The 15,816-nt window shown below is 61.2% G+C and carries 11 protein-coding genes and 1 pseudogene; 5 read left to right on the top strand and 7 right to left on the bottom strand.

Annotated elements, in window-relative coordinates:
- The first annotated feature begins 134 nt into the window (after nt 1–134).
- The 3 genes and pseudogenes from ACM6I5_RS03825 (at nt 135) to codA (ending at nt 3,673) form a co-directional block, all read left to right on the top strand.
- Complete coding sequence (locus ACM6I5_RS03825; protein WP_414878000.1) at nt 135–956, top strand: alpha/beta fold hydrolase; 822 nt, start codon at nt 135–137, stop codon at nt 954–956.
- Between the two features lie 185 nt (nt 957–1,141).
- Nucleotides 1,142–2,412: pseudogene (codB, locus tag ACM6I5_RS03820) on the top strand (cytosine permease).
- Nucleotides 2,413–2,425: 13 nt separating this feature from the next.
- A complete protein-coding gene (gene codA / locus ACM6I5_RS03815; RefSeq protein WP_414883228.1) occupies nt 2,426–3,673 on the top strand; it encodes a cytosine deaminase in 1,248 nt (415 codons plus the stop codon).
- 128 nt (nt 3,674–3,801) lie between these two features.
- Here the strand turns inward: codA and ACM6I5_RS03810 are convergent, their stop codons facing one another.
- A complete protein-coding gene (locus ACM6I5_RS03810; RefSeq protein ID WP_414883227.1) occupies nt 3,802–4,794 on the bottom strand; it encodes a diaminopimelate epimerase in 993 nt (330 codons plus the stop codon).
- A gap of 165 nt (nt 4,795–4,959) precedes the next feature.
- On the opposite strand from ACM6I5_RS03810, the gene ACM6I5_RS03805 reads away from it, so the two are divergent.
- A complete protein-coding gene (locus ACM6I5_RS03805; RefSeq protein ID WP_017339730.1) occupies nt 4,960–6,111 on the top strand; it encodes an MFS transporter in 1,152 nt (383 codons plus the stop codon).
- Nucleotides 6,112–6,241: 130 nt separating this feature from the next.
- Here the strand turns inward: ACM6I5_RS03805 and ACM6I5_RS03800 are convergent, their stop codons facing one another.
- The 3 genes from ACM6I5_RS03800 to ACM6I5_RS03790 form a co-directional block, all read right to left on the bottom strand.
- Nucleotides 6,242–8,680, bottom strand: a complete 2,439-nt coding sequence (locus tag ACM6I5_RS03800) for a TonB-dependent siderophore receptor (RefSeq protein WP_414883226.1) — start codon at nt 8,678–8,680, stop codon at nt 6,242–6,244.
- Nucleotides 8,681–8,777: 97 nt separating this feature from the next.
- Nucleotides 8,778–9,761, bottom strand: coding sequence for a FecR family protein (locus ACM6I5_RS03795; RefSeq protein WP_414883247.1), 984 nt, complete (start codon nt 9,759–9,761; stop codon nt 8,778–8,780).
- 148 nt (nt 9,762–9,909) lie between these two features.
- Nucleotides 9,910–10,410 carry a sigma-70 family RNA polymerase sigma factor gene (locus ACM6I5_RS03790; protein WP_017339733.1) on the bottom strand — a complete coding sequence of 167 codons (501 nt, stop codon included), beginning with the start codon at nt 10,408–10,410 and terminating at the stop codon, nt 9,910–9,912.
- A 204-nt stretch (nt 10,411–10,614) separates the two neighbouring features.
- Between ACM6I5_RS03790 and tynA the strand changes: the two genes are divergently transcribed.
- Nucleotides 10,615–12,903, top strand: a complete 2,289-nt coding sequence (gene tynA / locus ACM6I5_RS03785) for a primary-amine oxidase (RefSeq protein WP_414878004.1) — start codon at nt 10,615–10,617, stop codon at nt 12,901–12,903.
- Nucleotides 12,904–12,972: 69 nt separating this feature from the next.
- On the opposite strand, the gene feaR is transcribed toward tynA, so the two are convergent.
- The 3 genes from feaR to paaY all read right to left on the bottom strand — a co-directional run bounded on the left by feaR (nt 12,973) and on the right by paaY (nt 15,648).
- Nucleotides 12,973–13,887: a transcriptional regulator FeaR gene (gene feaR / locus ACM6I5_RS03780; protein ID WP_017339735.1), complete on the bottom strand. Its 915-nt coding sequence runs from the start codon at nt 13,885–13,887 to the stop codon at nt 12,973–12,975.
- A gap of 86 nt (nt 13,888–13,973) precedes the next feature.
- Nucleotides 13,974–14,897, bottom strand: a complete 924-nt coding sequence (paaX, locus tag ACM6I5_RS03775) for a phenylacetic acid degradation operon negative regulatory protein PaaX (RefSeq protein ID WP_414883225.1) — start codon at nt 14,895–14,897, stop codon at nt 13,974–13,976.
- Nucleotides 14,898–15,051: 154 nt separating this feature from the next.
- Nucleotides 15,052–15,648 carry a phenylacetic acid degradation protein PaaY gene (gene paaY / locus ACM6I5_RS03770; protein WP_017339737.1) on the bottom strand — a complete coding sequence of 199 codons (597 nt, stop codon included), beginning with the start codon at nt 15,646–15,648 and terminating at the stop codon, nt 15,052–15,054.
- Nucleotides 15,649–15,816 lie beyond the last annotated feature (168 nt).

The following is a 15,816-nucleotide window of genomic DNA, read 5'->3' as shown; positions in this document are numbered from 1 at the left end:
GCGCCCAAAAGCCGTCTACTGTCACAAATCACAGGTATTCATCCCGCTGATCCGACAGATCAAAAAAACTGCCGGGACTGGCTGTTTTTTTATGCCTATGCTTTTTGGCTGGTACCCGCCAAGAGGACGCACCCATGACTGACTGGCCGCTCGCTCAGACCTACCGCTTCAACGGGCACTCCGTTCGCTACGCCGTTCGGGGGGACGGCCCGCCGCTGGTGTTTGTGCATGGCACACCCTTCTCTTCGTATGTGTGGCACCGGATTGCGCCGCACTTCATCACGTCACACCGGGTGCATTACTTCGACCTGTTGGGTTATGGCCTGTCCGAGAAGGTCGAGGGTGATGTGTCCCTTGGTGTACAGAACGAGCTATTGGCGCAACTGCTGGAGCACTGGGGCCTGGACTGCCCGGATGTGGTGGCCCACGATTTCGGCGGCGCCACGGTGCTGCGCGCGCATCTGCTGAACGGCAAGAATTACCGCAGCCTGACGCTGATCGACCCGGTGGCGCTGTCGCCCTGGGGTTCGCCGTTTGTGCAGCATGTGCGCCAGCATGAGGCGGCGTTCAGCGGACTGCCTGATTACATTCAGCGGGCGATCGTGCCGGCCTACATTCGTGGGGCGATCAAGCGGGAAATCCCCGACGAGGAACTCGCCCATTACGTCCAGCCGTGGCTGGGCGATCCGGGGCAAGCGGGGTTTTACCGGCAGATCGCGCAAATGGATGAGCGCTATACCCGCGAAGTTGAGGGACTGTACCCGACCATTCGCTGCCCGGTGCAGATTCTCTGGGGTGAAGATGACCAGTGGATTCCCATCGAGCGGGGGCAGGCGTTGCAGCAGATGATTCCGGGGGCGCAGTTTCACCCGATCCCCAATGCCGGGCATCTGGTTCAGGAGGATGCGCCTGAAGCCATCGTCGCGGCGTTGTTGCGGTTCTTGCCCTCTTTCTGAAAAAACGAATATCCCCCTGTGGGAGCAAGCTCGCTCCCACATGGTTCCTGTGTTCATTCAGCTGCACCGGTTTCGTGCCCTTCCCCCGCCCCAATCCTCTCCGCTCGTCTATACATAACGGCATCCACCCGCTTGGCACGACCACTGCAACCCTTCCGCGTCACCCACTCAGCAAGGAACGCCCCATGACGCAAAATGATCCCGGTAACGACTACCCCCTCAGCGAAGTGCCGATGCACGCCCGCAAAGGCCTGGCCTCCACGGCCATGGTGCTGCTGGGTTTCACCTTCTTCACGGCCACCATGTTTGCCGGCGGCAAGCTCGGTGTGGCGTTCAGTTTCGGCGAAATGATGGCGGTGATCATCGTCGGCAATCTGCTGCTGGGGATCTACGCCGCAGCGCTGGGCTACATCGCCTTCAAGAGCGGGCTCAACTCAGTGCTGATGGGGCGTTTCTGCTTCGGGGAAGTGGGCAGCAAGCTCAGCGACCTGATCCTCGGTTTCACCCAGATCGGCTGGTACGCCTGGGGCACCGCCACGGCGGCCGTGGTGCTGGGCAAGTATTTCGAGTTGAGCGAAGGCACCGTGCTGGGTCTGATGGTGCTGTTCGGTCTGGCGTTTTGCGCCACGGCCTATGTCGGTTATCGCGGACTGGAAATCCTTTCATACATCGCAGTGCCGGCCATGATGTTGCTGCTGATGCTGTCGATGTGGGTCGCGACGGTGAAAGTCGGCGGACTCGATGGTTTGCTGGCCGTCGTCCCGACCGGCACGCTGGACTGGTCCACCGCGATCACCCTGGTGTTTGGCACCTTCGTCAGCGGCGCCACGCAAGCCACCAACTGGACGCGTTTTTCCCGCTCGGCGCGGGTCGCGGTGCTGGCGAGCCTGATCGGTTTCTTCATCGGCAACGGACTGATGGTGCTGATCGGCGCCTACGGGGCCATCGTTTATCAGCAACCCGATGTCGTCGAAGTGTTGCTGTTGCAAGGCTTCGCCATGGCTGCGATGGCGATGTTGCTGCTCAACATCTGGAGCACCAGGACAACACCATCTACAACTTCGCCGTCGCCGGCTGCAACCTGCTGCGCACCCGCCGTCGCAAGACCGTGACCCTGTCCGGCGCGGTGATCGGCACGCTGCTGGCATTGCTGGGCATGTACGATCTGTTGGTGCCGTACCTGATTCTGCTGGGCACCGTGATTCCGCCGATCGGTGGCGTGATCATGGCGGACTTTTTCTTTCGCTACCGTGGTCAATATCCTCGACTGGCCGATGCTCGGCTACCGGCATTCAACTGGCCGGGTCTGAGCGCTTATGCGGTCGGCACGGTTGCCGCGTTCGGTTCGCCATGGGTCGCGCCGCTGGTAGGGATTGCCGCTGCCGCGCTAACGTATGTGATATTGACTGGCGTACTCGGTGCCCGTGCCGCCAACGCACCACTACAAGATCTCTAAAAGGATTCACCTGATGCACATCATCAACGCCCGCCTGCGCAACCAAGAAGGCCTGCATGAATTGCACCTGGAAAACGGCCTGATCAGCAACATTGCCCGTCAGACCGAAGCGCCGACCCTGGGCCCCGATGACCTGGACGCCGGCGGCAACCTGGTGGTGCCGCCCTTCGTCGAACCGCACATCCACCTCGACGCCACGCTGACTGCCGGCGAACCGCGCTGGAACATGAGCGGCACGCTGTTCGAAGGCATCGAATGCTGGGGCGAGCGCAAGGTCACGATCACCGAAGAGGACACCGAGACCCGGGCCAAGAAAACCATCCAGACCCTCGCCGCCCACGGCATCCAGCATGTGCGCACCCACGTCGACGTGACCGACCCGCAGCTCACCGCGCTGAAGGCGATGCTCGAAGTGCGCGAGGAAAGTCGGCACTTGGTCGACATGCAAATCGTCGCGTTCCCGCAGGAAGGCATCGAGTCGTACCGCAACGGTCGCGAACTGATGGAAGAAGCGATCCGCATGGGCGCGGACGTGGTCGGCGGGATTCCGCATTTCGAATACACCCGCGACCAGGGCGTGAGCTCGGTGAAATTCCTCATGGACCTGGCTGAGCGCACAGGTTGCCTGGTGGATGTGCATTGCGATGAAACCGACGACCCGCATTCGCGCTTCCTCGAAGTGCTGGCAGAGGAAGCCCGCAGCCGCGACATGGGTTCGCGGGTCACGGCCAGCCACACCACGGCCATGGGTTCTTACGACAACGCTTACTGCGCCAAACTGTTTCGCCTGCTCGGGCATTCGGGGATCAGTTTTGTTTCCTGCCCGACCGAAAGCATTCACCTGCAAGGACGCTTCGACAACTTTCCGAAACGCCGCGGCGTGACCCGGGTGAACGAGTTGCTCGAAGCGGGGATGAACGTGTGTTTCGGCCAGGACTCGATCGTCGATCCCTGGTATCCGCTGGGCAACGGCAACATCCTTCGGGTGCTCGAAGCGGGTCTGCACATCTGTCACATGCTGGGGTATCGCAACCTGCAAAGCGCGCTGGACCTAGTGACCGACAACAGCGCCAAGGCCATGGCGTTGGGTGAGCGTTATGGACTGGAGCGCGGACGGCCGGCGAATTTGCTGATTTTATCGGCGGACAGCGATTACGAGGTGATCCGCAGTCAGGGATTGCCGCTGTATTCGGTTCGTGGCGGGAAGGTATTGATGAAGCGGCAGATGCCGGTGGTGGAGTTTTTTGGCGAGCAACCCTGAATTTTGCTTCGACAGTAATGGCGCCTTCGCGAGCAAGCCCGCTCTCACATTTGATCTTCAGTGGACATAAATTATGTGTCGGACAGAGATCTAATGTGGGGGACTTGCTCGCGAAGGCGACCCTGAGATCACCGCTTCAACCGCGCCGTACCGAACAGGCTGACCCGACTCAATTCACCGCCCATTTCCTCCAGCAAAATCGGCGCCGTACCACCGGGCATCGCCACGCTCACCTCACCCGCCGCCACCCAGCCCACCCGCCACGCCGCACACGCTACTGCGCTCGCACTGGTGCCGGACGACGCGGTCGGGCCTTCCCCGCGTTCAAACACTCGAGCGACAACTCGCCCTTCTGACGCCCGCATCGCCCATTGCAAATTGATACCCGCCGGGCACGGCCGCCCTGCTCCCGTCGGCATGGCGTAGGCAATTTGCGTCAAGCCTTCGGACAATCTCCCCTCGCGCATCTGCTCATTGGACGGCAATGCCTGCGCGTCCTCCACAAGCGTCACGCAGTGCGGATTGCCGACCCGCACGAACTGGCTGCGGGACCACGCCGGCTCCAGTGCCGACAGCGGTTGAACCTGGCTGAGTTCACGACCGTTCATTGTCACCCCTTCAACCCCGTGCGCACTGACCGCCTCAGGCCCGAACGCCGGTTTGCCCAGGTCCAGCCAGAAACCCTGAACGCCCTCGACCTGCGCGGCGCTCACCGACGTTTCACCCGGTGAAGGCGTATCGGCCTTGTCGTGATGAACCCTGAGCACACAGGCTTCGCGGTCCGGAAAAAGCCCTTGGTCGCTGAGCGCCTGAGAGAAAATCGTCAACCCGTTGCCACTGCGCTCAGCCAATGTGCCGTCGGTGTTGACGATCAACAGATCGAACGGCGGCGCTGATTGAAACGGCCCCACCAGTAGCCCATCGCAGCGATGGTCCTTGCTGCCGGCCGGTTGCGTGCCCGGCGCCCAGGCGCAGAATGCCTCGATGGCCGACTTCGCCCATGCCGCGCGGGTTTGCGCCGCCAGACCGGCCTGTTCCGGTAAATCGATCCCTTCGCGACGCACCGCGTCAGGCGCCACTACCGCATAGATGTTGCCTCGAGCATCGTAGAACGGCGTCATGACGCCTCCCGTATAACCATCGCAGGCGTGCAACATATCGCGAAACCGAGACAAGCTGTGCAAGGATGTCACCCTGCCTGAACGCGTAACCGTCCGGACGCTGATCGAACCTCACCGGTGAGTCACTGTCCCTTGGGGACGCGACGTTTTTTGCCAAGGATCGATATGACCAACCTCAACACCCAGACCACCTTCGTGCCCGGACGCCTGGAACAAATGTCCACGCGCGTGGCTTTTTTCATCGCCGGGTTCGGGATTGCCGCGTGGGCGCCGCTGGTGCCTTACGCCAAGGCGCGGGCCGGGCTGGATGAAGGAACCCTCGGCCTGCTGTTGTTGTGCCTGGGGGTGGGCTCGATTCTGGCGATGCCGATGGCCGGGATTCTGGCCACGCGCTTCGGCTGCCGGCGGGTGGCGGTCGGTGGCACCCTGTTGATCTGTGCGGCGCTGCCGCTGCTGGCGACGGTGTCGTCGATTCCGGCGCTGATCGCCGCGTTGTTCATGTTCGGCGCGGGCCTGGGCACGGTGGATTCGACGGTGAACCTGCAAGCGGTGATCGTCGAACGGGCCAGCGGCAAGACCATGATGTCGGGTTTCCATGGGCTGTTCAGCCTGGGCGGGATTGTCGGTGCGGCGGGCGTCAGCGCCTTGCTCGGCTTCGGGGTTTCGCCGCTGGGGGCGATGCTGGTGGTGGTCGTGCTGCTGCTGATCGCGCTGTGCAAAGCCGCGCCGCACATGTTGCCGTATGGCAGTGAACGTTCGGGGCCGGCGTTTGCCGTTCCCCACGGCATCGTGCTGTTCATCGGCGGAATGTGCTTCATCGTGTTCCTCGCCGAAGGCGCGGCGCTCGACTGGAGCGCAGTATTCCTGACGCAGGAACGCGGGATCGACACGGCGTACGCAGGCTTGGGCTACGCCGCATTTGCGTTGACCATGACCGTGGGCCGGTTGACCGGAGACGCGATTGTCCACCGCCTTGGTGCGACACGGGTGATCGTGTTGGGTGGGCTGACGGCCGCCGGCGGCCTGTTTCTCGCGACATTCGCACCGAGCTGGGAGCTGGCGCTGGTGGGTTATGCACTGCTGGGGGCTGGCTGTTCGAACATCGTGCCAGTGCTGTACACCGCCGTGGGCAAACAGACGGTGATGCCGGAAAGCGTGGCAGTGCCGGCCATTACAACACTGGGTTATGCGGGAATTCTGGCAGGGCCTGCGGTGATCGGGTTCATCGCCCACGGCAGCAGCTTGAGTTTTGCCTTCGGGTTGATGGCGCTGTTGCTGGTGGCCGTCGCTATCGGCGGGAAAGTGTTGAAGGTCTGAAAAGCACTGCGATTAATTGTGGCGAGGGAGCTTGCTCCCGCCGGAGTGCGAAGCGGCCCCGAAAAATGGGACTGCTGCACAGTCCAGCGGGAGCAAGCTCCCTCGCCACAGGTTAATCATCGCTCGTGCATTAAAAGCCGACGCTTGCCTGCACAAAGAACGTGCGTGGCGCGCCGACGTACATGCCCGAGTTGTTGTCGCTGGAGCGGGTGAAGTACTGCTTGTCGAAAATGTTTTTCACCCCGGCACCGACCTTCAGGTTCGACAGTTGCGCGCCAAAGTCATAACCGCCCCGCACGTTCCAGGTGACGTAACCCGGAATGTCGCCGTACTGGCCGTCGGCAGTGCCTTCGGTGATGTAGTTGTTGGTGAAGCTGCCATTGGCATTCACCGCTACGCCCGGCGAACGCTGTCTGGACTGGGCAAACGCATCGAGGTTATAGGTCCAGCGGTCGATGTCGTAGCGCAGGCCGGCAGTCGCAACCTGGCGCGAATAGAACGGCAGGTCGCGGCCCTTGAAGCCGGGAATCTCGCCTTCATAAACGGCGCGGGTGTAGGTGATCCCGGCGTTGGCGGTCAGGCCGTCGAGCCGTGGGTCCAGTGCCGCCATGTCGTAGTGAACCGAAGCCTCGATGCCCTGGTGCGTGGTTGCGCCGAGGTTGGTCCAGCCTGCGTCGTTGCTGATGTACTGCAACTCTTTATCGAAGTCGATGTAGAACAGCGTCACTTCGCCGCCCCACACGTCATCGTTGTAACGCGTGCCGACCTCGTAGGTCTTGGCCTTCTCCGGCTCCAGGCCATTGGCGGGTTCGTCACCCGTGCCGCCCTGGCCGAGCTGGAAATACTGCAGGCTGCCAAACGAGGTTTCGTAGTTGGCGAACAGCTTCCAGGCATCGGAGAGGTGATACATCACGCTCAAGGCCGGCAGCGGCTCGTTGCTTTCGATGCTGCGATTCTTTTCCTGCACGCGCTTGCCGGCGGTGTCGAGCACGGGGCGATCGTGCCAGTCGGTGCTGATGTGTTCGAAACGGATACCGGGCGTGATCGTCCAGTTGCCGACGTCGATTTTGTTATCGATGTACACCGAGTTGGCTTCAGTGCCGCCGGTGCGGTCCTGATAGACATGGCCGTCCGAGGCCTTGGTCACGACCGGCTCGTTGTTGACCAGCGCCAGACGACTGGCCTCTTCGTGCATGGCTTCCTTGAGGTAGCGATAACCGACGCTGACTTCCTGGGTGGTCGGGCCGACGTCGAACACATGGGACACCCGCGGTTCGATGCCGAGGGTGTAGTAAGTGCGCGGGAACGAGCCAAGGGTTTGCTGATCGCGGGCGGCGATGTTGCTGCCACGGAAGCTGTCGGAGTAGTAGGTCAACACTTCGGCCTGGGTGCGGTCATCGATCTGCCGCGTCCACTTGAAGGAAATGTCCTTGCGACGTCCGCTGAAGTTGTCGTTGTTGCGGTCGGACTGAAACGGATTGGCATCGTATTGCGCCTGGGTCAGGCCGCCGGGCATGTCGGCGCTGGCGTCGTAGTAATGCAGGTTGAGGCTGAAATCGTCGACATCGGTCGGTGCCCAATGGGTCTTGAGAATCACGTCGTCGATGTCGTTGCCCTGGTTGCGCTCACGGTAACCGTTGCCGTTCACGCCCGAGTACAACAGCGCCACGCCGATGCCGTTGTCCGCCGTTCCGCCGACGAACGCCGTATCGATGTGTTTCCAGCCACCGTGTCGGGAGGTTTCCAGGGTAGTGCCGATTTCGGCGGAAGCTTTTTCCGGGATGGCGCGGGTCACGAAGTTGATCACACCGCCGACGTTTTGCGGCCCGTAGCGCACGGAACCGGCGCCGCGAACCACGTCGATGCTTTCAAGGTTGCCCGAGGAGATCGGCGCCATGGACAGCTGCGGCTGGCCGTAAGGGGCAAACGCTGCCGGCACGCCGTCGATCAGCACCGTGGAGCGTGGCGACAGGCGCGACGTCAGGCCCCGTACGCCGACGTTCAGGGAAATGTCGCTGCCGCCGGTGCCGTTGGCTTCCTGCACTTGCACACCGGGCACACGCTTGAGCACGTCACCGACGTTCATCGCACCCTGCTCGACCATGGCTTCGCGGCGGATCACCGTACGCGCGCCGGGGTGGTTTTGCACCACGGCGGCATCGGCGTCGCCGAGCCAGTCGCCGACCACCTTGATGTCGGTCACGCCCAGTTCCAGCGGGCCGTTGGCGGCGGGAGTCGACGCCTGGGTCAGGGTCACCGCCCCCTCGTCGATCTGATACTCGAGGCCGCTGCCTTGCAACAACTGGCGCAAGGCCTGTTCCGGCGAGAGGTTGCCATCCACCGCCGGGGCTTGCTTACCGGCGACCAGTTCAGGACTGAAAAAAACCTGCAACGAGGTTTGCTGGCCGAGTTCACTGAGCGCCTGACCCAAGGGTTGCGCCGGAATGTGAATGGCATCGGCGGCAAAGGCCTGAGGCAGCGCAACGTTGACCGCCAGCGCAAGGGCCAGCGGCAACCAAGGACGTTTGTTGTTTCGAGCAGCGTTGTTTTTAGCGGTGTTTTTTTTCACGTCGAACCTAGCCCTGTGGATCGCAAGAGTATGCGTTTGTTAATGCAAACCAGTTGCAGTTAGGCTAGAAGACGATGAACTCGAAAAAAACCTGAATTTATTGTGAAATTATTTCCTGACTGCCGTCATCGAGGGTGCGCACGGATACCGGCAGGATGTTCGGCAAGGCCTTGAGCAGCGCGTCGGTATTGTCGGACTTGAACACACTGGTCAGGCGCAGATTGCCGACTTTGTCGTTGCCGACGGTGAGGGGTTTCTCCCGATAGCGCGACACTTCCTCAGCCACTTCGGCAAGGCTGGCGTTGTTGAACACCAGTTTGCCGCTGCGCCAGGCGGTCAGTTCCGCCGGGTTAACGGCATACGCCGCCGCGACGGTGCCCTGGGCGTCGACACGTGTACCGAGGCCGGCAGTGAGGCTGATGAATTCGTTGTCGGGCGCACCGCGCCCCTGAACCTTGACCGTGCCTTGCTCCACCACGACCCGGGTGTCGCTGACGCCGCGACGCACATCGAAGCGGGTGCCGGTGACCGTGACTTTGCCGCTGCCCGCCTCGACCACGAACGGCCGATCGCTGTCGTGCGCGACGCTGAACATCGCCTCGCCTTCCATCAGCTCAATGTCTCGATGGCCTTTTTCATAGCGCACTTGAAGGCGGCTGCGGCTGTTCAGATCGATCACCGAACCGTCCGGCAACGCCACCTGGCGACGTTCGCCCAGGGCCGTCGAAAACTCGGCGGTGTAAGGCGTGGGTTGATTCAAGCCGCTGAACAGTCCCAGGCCGAGCGCCACGGCCAGTACACTGGCCGCCACGGCATAACGCACCAGCGGATGACGTTTGCGGCGCACCGGCGGGATTTCGCACAAGGCTTGCAGTCGCGCACGTGGCACCAGGTCTGCGGCGGTCCACAGGCCCTGAAGCAATTGAAATTCATCGCGGTGCTGAGAGTGCTCGTTCAGCCAAAGCTCAAAACGTCGACGCTCTTCGACGTCGACGGCCGGTTCCTGCAAACGCACAAACCACTGCGCCGCCTCATCGCGAACCGTTGTTTGCCCGCACGCACAATCACGAGTATCCATTATGGAAGTTCCTGTTTGGCTGGGGGTGAGAAGGCGCGGCGCCTTTGTTTCGTGCAGGAGCTGCCGAAGGCTGCGATCTTATGGCGGTGTTGAAATCGCCGAACATCAAAGGATCGCAGGCTTCGCCAGCTCCTGCAAAAGCCAACGCACATCATGATTGCAGTCCGTCGAGGCGGTCGCGCAGATGCCGCAGGGTGCGGATCATATACTTTTCCACCATGTTCTTGGACAGTCCCAGGCGTTCGGCGATTTCGGCCTGGGTCAGGCCTTCGATCTTCTGCCAGACAAACACCTTGCGACAATTGACCGGCAGCTCGGCCAGCGCCCGTTCGATGCAATCAGCCAATTGGATCGCCTGCATGAAATGCTCCGGGTCGCCGGACGACGACACACTGTGATCGATCGCCTCCGACTCCATGGCACCCCGTCGATCCTCACGCCGATAACCATCCACCGCGATATTGCGCGCAGTCTGGTGCAAATACGCCCGAGGCTGCGCCACCACCGCCGAATCCGACTCAAGCAACCGCACGAAGGTGTCGTGGGCCAGATCCTCGGCCTGCTGTCGATTTCTCAGGCGACGGGTCCAGGTGCCAACCAACTCTTCGTAATGCTCGAAAAAGCCGTGTCTGCGGGGCAGCTTGGGGGACATTGCGGTGTGCTGTGGAGATGGGGCGTGAATAGTAATGCTTCCTATTAACTGGAAGCAATGGATTCCAATCCGAGGCAGATCAACGGGAAAGTTGATTTAGGCACGGAGCCAAAGGATTCTGGCAGGCATCCAAAAGAAGCCAGTCACTGGCTGTAGCAAAGTGTGCTAATGCCAGTCATCGGCTTTCGTCCAGGAACCCCAGACATGTTCACCTCCTTTGCCTCACTGAAAAGAAAACCCCTCGCCCGCCTCGCGCTGGCCATCAGCCTTGCCACGCTCGGCCTGCCGTGTTGGGTCAACCAGGCCAGTGCCCACGGTGGCGCCGCTGAAATGGTGCCGTTGCAATCGGGTCTTGAAGAGTTTGGCGCAACCGTCAAATGGGACGACTACGCCGATCTGTTCGTGATTGCCAAGGACGGCGTTTATCTCAAGGTCAAGCCGGGCAGCAAAGTGGCGGTGCTCAACGGTAAACGGATGGAGCTGAGCGTGCCGGTGGTGTTCAAGGGCAAGATCGCCTTCATGTCCAAGGACTTTATCAATCAGGTGTTCCAGTCCGGTCTGGACAAGACGTTTGTCGTCGAGACACGCCCCAACCCGCTCAACCCGCTGAGCGCGGACGAGATCAAGACCGCTGTCGAGATCATCAGGCAATCGGAGCACTACAAACCCGGTTTCCGTTTCACCGAAGTCTCGGTCAACGAGCCGCCGAAGGAGCAGGTGTGGAATTTCGTCTACACCGGGCAGAACGTCGCCCAGCCGCGTCAGGCCAACATCGTGGTGCTCGACGGCAAGCATGTGATCGAGGGCCTGGTCGATCTCGACAGCAAGACGCTCAAGTCGTGGAAACCCGTCGAAGGCGCCCACGGCATGGTCCTGCTGGATGACTTCGCGACGGTGCAATCCGCCATCGAAGCGAGCCCCGACTATGCGCAGGCGCTGGCCAAACGCGGGATCACCGACGTGAAAAAGGTCGTGGCGACGCCGTTGACGGTCGGTTACTTCGACGGCAAGGACGGCCTGGCGCAGGACAAGCGGTTGCTGAAAATCGTCAGCTATCTGAATACCGGTGACGGTAACTACTGGGCGCACCCGATCGAGGGTCTGGTGGCGATTGTCGACCTGGAACAGAAGAAGCTGATCAAGATCGAAGACGACGCGGTCATTCCGGTGCCGATGAAACCCACGCCGTATGACGGGCGCGGGCGCAAGGGCACGTCGGTCAAGCCGCTGGAAATTACCGAGCCCGAGGGGAAAAACTACACCATCACCGGCAACAGCATTCACTGGCAAAACTGGGATTTCCACGTTCGCCTCGATTCCCGGGTCGGTCCGATCCTGTCCACGGTCACGTATGACGACAAGGGCAAGAAACGCAAAATCATGTACGAAGGTTCGCTCGGCGGCATGATCGTGCCCTACGGCGACCCCGATGGCGGGTGGTACTTCAAGGCCTATCTCGACTCGGGCGATTACGGCATGGGCACACTGACCTCGCCGATTGCGCGCGGCAAGGACGCGCCGGAAAACGCCGTGCTGCTGGACGCCACGATTGCCGACTACACCGGCGCACCCACCTCGATTCCCCGCGCCATGGCGGTGTTCGAGCGTTACGCCGGCCCGGAATACAAACACCAGGAAATGGGCCAGCCCAACCTCAGCACCGAACGGCGAGAACTGGTGGTGCGCTGGATCAGCACCGTCGGCAACTACGACTACATCTTCGACTGGGTTTTCCAGCAGAACGGCACCATCGGCATCGACGCCGGCGCCACCGGGATCGAAGCGGTCAAGGGAGTTAAATCGAAAACCATGCATGAAGCCACGGCCAAGGAAGACACGCGCTACGGCACGCTGCTGGACCACAACATCGTCGGCACCACGCACCAGCACATCTACAACTTCCGCCTCGACATGGACGTCGACGGTGAAAACAACTCACTGGTGGAAGTGAACCCGGTGGTGGCCCCGAACGACCGTGGCGGACCGCGGACCAGCACCATGCAGACCGAGCAACAAGTGGTCGGCACTGAACAGCAGGCCGCGCAGAAATTCGACCCCTCGACCGTTCGCCTGCTGACCAACTTCAGCAAGGAAAACAAAGTCGGCAACCCGGTTTCCTATCAGTTGATTCCGTATGCGGGCGGCACGCACCCGGTGGCCAAGGGTGCTAACTTCGGCAAGGATGAATGGCTCTATCACCGCCTGAGCTTCATGGACAAACAACTGTGGGTGACCCGCTACAACCCGGAAGAAAAGTACCCGGAAGGCAAATACCCGAACCGTTCGGACAAGGACGCGGGACTTGGGCAGTTCACCCACGACAATCAGTCCATCGAAAACGCCGATGATGTGGTCTGGTTGACCACCGGCACCACGCACATCGCCCGCGCGGAAGAATGGCCGATCATGCCGACCGAGTGGGTGCATGTGCTGTTGAAGCCGTGGAATTTCTTTGATGAGACGCCGACGTTGAACCTCAACGCGCCGAAATAAGACACACACAACCCTGTGGGGGCGGGCTTGCTCGCTCCCACAGGGGTTAGGTGTTTATTCAATTGGATCTCAGGCGTGTTTTTTGCGGTATTCACCGGGCGAAATGCCGAACCGCGATTTGAACGCCGTGGAAAAGTAGCTCGAATCGGAAAAGCCCCACGAATACCCCAGCACCGACAACTTCTGCTCCGTGCGCGATTGGCGCAGGGACTCCGCGCACAAATCCAGCCGACGATTCTTGATGTACCGCGCCACCACCAGGCCCTTCCTGGCGAACATCCGGTACAGCCCACGCGTCGACATGCCCACTTCTCGCGCCAGCCATTCGGGGCAAAGGTCTTCCGAGCGGATGTGCTCATCAATAAAGCCCAGGGTCTTGCGAAAGAGGCGCTCCTGCACATCCGTGCACGCTTCACTGTGGCTGATGGCCGGACGCAGCAGGCTGACAATCGCCTCCAGCGTCGCTTCGCTTTCTGCCCGGCTCAGGCATTGCTGGTGCGTGGCGTCCAGAATCAGACGGTGCGACAGCATCGCGATGGGCGATGTCGCGGCAATCCGGTGGCCGCACTTGACCTGACTGAAGCGCAGGGTTTGCTCGACCAGTTGCGAGGGAAGAATCAAGGACAACTGCCGCGAGTTTTCACTGTAGGTAAAGTCGCTGGGGCGCGAGGCGTCGATCAGCGTGATATCCCCGGCCGACAGCAACACCTTGCTGTCGCCCTGGGCCATACCGGCGGTGCCATCGAGCTGGAACACCGCAAAGTATTTGCCACCCTCGCCCGCCGCGACTTCCTGAGGCGTGCGGTACAGCCGAGCCTGGCGGGCATCGACAAAACTGAGCTTCAGCGCGCCGTCCTGGTGCTCGCGAATGTGTCCGGCAAACTCGTCACCCAGAGGCTGCGCGTTGAAGGCGCCACAGATCTGGTTGATCTGATGAATCCACTGATCGAAGCCATCACGGCGCTGTGCAATTGAAGAAATCATGTCGGGCCTCACGCAGGCTTGTTTTTATTATCTACGCCAATCCACGGGTTCTCCTGAACAGGGACGCTCCTTCGACAACAAGCGGGTTATTTAAGCCCGCCAAAACGCCGATAGAAGCTTTCGCCCACATCCGGCAACGGACCATCGGCGGTCTCCAGTGCGCTGTTCAACCATTCCTCGGCCTTGGCGTAGATCAGCCGGTAAATATTGCGGCACAACTGCCGGGCGGCGCGCCCTTCCCAATCGCCGGGCAACAATTCGTCCGGCAGCTGCGGGTCGCGCAACAGCAGTTTGCGGTACTCATGAATAAGCAGGACCCGTGCCAGGAAGCAGTCGGACGGCTGCAGGTTTTCCTGCTCGCGAAGCGCTTGCCAGAGCGGTCGGAACAGCTGGATGAACTCGCTGTAATGGGCCGCCAGCTCCTCGATGTTCCAGCTCTCGCGTACCTGCAGACGCAGGGCCTTGGAGGCCAGCACGTCTTGCGCGGTGGTTTCGAAAACGATGGTGTCTTCCTGGGCGCCAAGGTCGAGCAAGGTCGCGTTGACATCGGCCCGATCACTGCGCGGACAGGCCAGCACCGCCGGCGAGATCGCACCAAAACCTTGCCACTCCAGTTCTTCGCGCACTTGTTTGCGCTTGTCCTGGGTCAGTTGCGTGAGCATCACCAGGCACCACGAACCGTCCCATGCCGGAACGGTGGAGTTGTAGACGCGCTTGAAGGCCTTGTCGAAACGCCGGCGACCGGTGCCGGTCAGGCTGTAGTAGCTGCGACGCCCGACTTTCTCGGCGGTCAGCCAGCCTTCCTTGGTCAGGCGAAAAATCGAGGTGCGGATCAGCCGTTCGTTGATGCCGATGGGTTCGAGCAACTGAATCAGACTGCCCAGCCACACCGTGCCGCCGTGGGGTTCGATGGCATCCCCGTACAGCGTGATGATCAAGGAGCTGGCGCGGATCGGCGTCTGTTCCTGGAAGCGGGTAATCAGGTGGTTCAAGGGTGTCAGGGACGACATGGGCGTACCGAGCTGAAAAAAGAAAAGGAATATACCGAATGCGCCTCTCCCTGTGGGAGCGAGCCTGCTCGCGATTGCGCTGTGCCAGATAACAATGATGGTGACTGACACTCCGCAATCGCGAGCAGGCTCGCTCCCACAAGGGGATCAGCGTTCAAGAGACGCTGCCCTTGGGCCGCAGGCCGCTGTCGCTTATGCGCGGGCGGTCGGGTTCCGGTTCGGTCAGCGGCTCGCAGACGCGCATCTGCTCAAGGCAACGCCTGGCCAGTTGCTGATATTCGCGAGTACCCGCCTGTTTCCACGACACCTCTTCATCGCTGAGGCTGCGCTTGACACTGGCCGGCGCGCCCATGATCAGCGACTGCTCGGGGCATTCGAATCCCGCCTTGACGAACGCGGCCGCCGAGACGAATGAGCGAGCACCGATGCGCGCATTGTCCATCACCACCGCATTCATCCCCACCAGTGCATCTGCGCCAATCCGGCACCCGTGCAACACCGCGCCGTGACCAATGTGACCGTTGCGTTCGACCACGGTGTCGCTGTCCGGGAAACCGTGCATCACGCAGGTGTCCTGCAGATTGGCGCCCTCCTCCAGCACGATCCGGCCGAAGTCCCCGCGCAGGCTGGCCAGCGGCCCGACGTAGCACTGGGGACCGACAATCACATCACCGATCAAAACGGCTGACGGATGAACGTAAGCAGTGGGATCAACCACCGGGGTCAAGCCATCGAGGCTGTAGCAGGTCATGGGACGTTCCTTTTCATAAAGCGATGCAGATACTGGATCAGTTTGTATCACATCGCTTTTACCTTAACAAAGCACAAAAACCGTATCACTTATTAATCCCGCGATGCGAGGCGCTCCCGCACGCGCAAAAACCAAAGCTGAAGCCAATAAAAACGGCGACTTCAGCGA

Origin of the sequence: Pseudomonas sp. IT-P171, from assembly GCF_949767765.1 — a bacterium.
Taxonomy (GTDB): Bacteria; Pseudomonadota; Gammaproteobacteria; order Pseudomonadales; family Pseudomonadaceae; genus Aquipseudomonas; species Aquipseudomonas fluorescens_B.
Note: the sequence above shows the minus strand (reverse complement) of the source record. Positions and strands in the feature narration are given on the sequence as shown.

What these genes read in the sequence shown, in the direction of transcription:
- ACM6I5_RS03825 (WP_414878000.1), top strand. Translation starts at nt 135, where the DNA reads ATGACTGACTGGCCGCTCGCTCAGACCTACCGCTTCAACGGGCACTCC.
- codA (WP_414883228.1), top strand. Translation starts at nt 2,426, where the DNA reads ATGCACATCATCAACGCCCGCCTGCGCAACCAAGAAGGCCTGCATGAA.
- ACM6I5_RS03810 (WP_414883227.1), bottom strand. Translation starts at nt 4,794, where the DNA reads ATGACGCCGTTCTACGATGCTCGAGGCAACATCTATGCGGTAGTGGCG.
- ACM6I5_RS03805 (WP_017339730.1), top strand. Translation starts at nt 4,960, where the DNA reads ATGACCAACCTCAACACCCAGACCACCTTCGTGCCCGGACGCCTGGAA.
- ACM6I5_RS03790 (WP_017339733.1), bottom strand. Translation starts at nt 10,410, where the DNA reads ATGTCCCCCAAGCTGCCCCGCAGACACGGCTTTTTCGAGCATTACGAA.
- tynA (WP_414878004.1), top strand. Translation starts at nt 10,615, where the DNA reads ATGTTCACCTCCTTTGCCTCACTGAAAAGAAAACCCCTCGCCCGCCTC.
- feaR (WP_017339735.1), bottom strand. Translation starts at nt 13,887, where the DNA reads ATGATTTCTTCAATTGCACAGCGCCGTGATGGCTTCGATCAGTGGATT.
- paaX (WP_414883225.1), bottom strand. Translation starts at nt 14,897, where the DNA reads ATGTCGTCCCTGACACCCTTGAACCACCTGATTACCCGCTTCCAGGAA.
- paaY (WP_017339737.1), bottom strand. Translation starts at nt 15,648, where the DNA reads ATGACCTGCTACAGCCTCGATGGCTTGACCCCGGTGGTTGATCCCACT.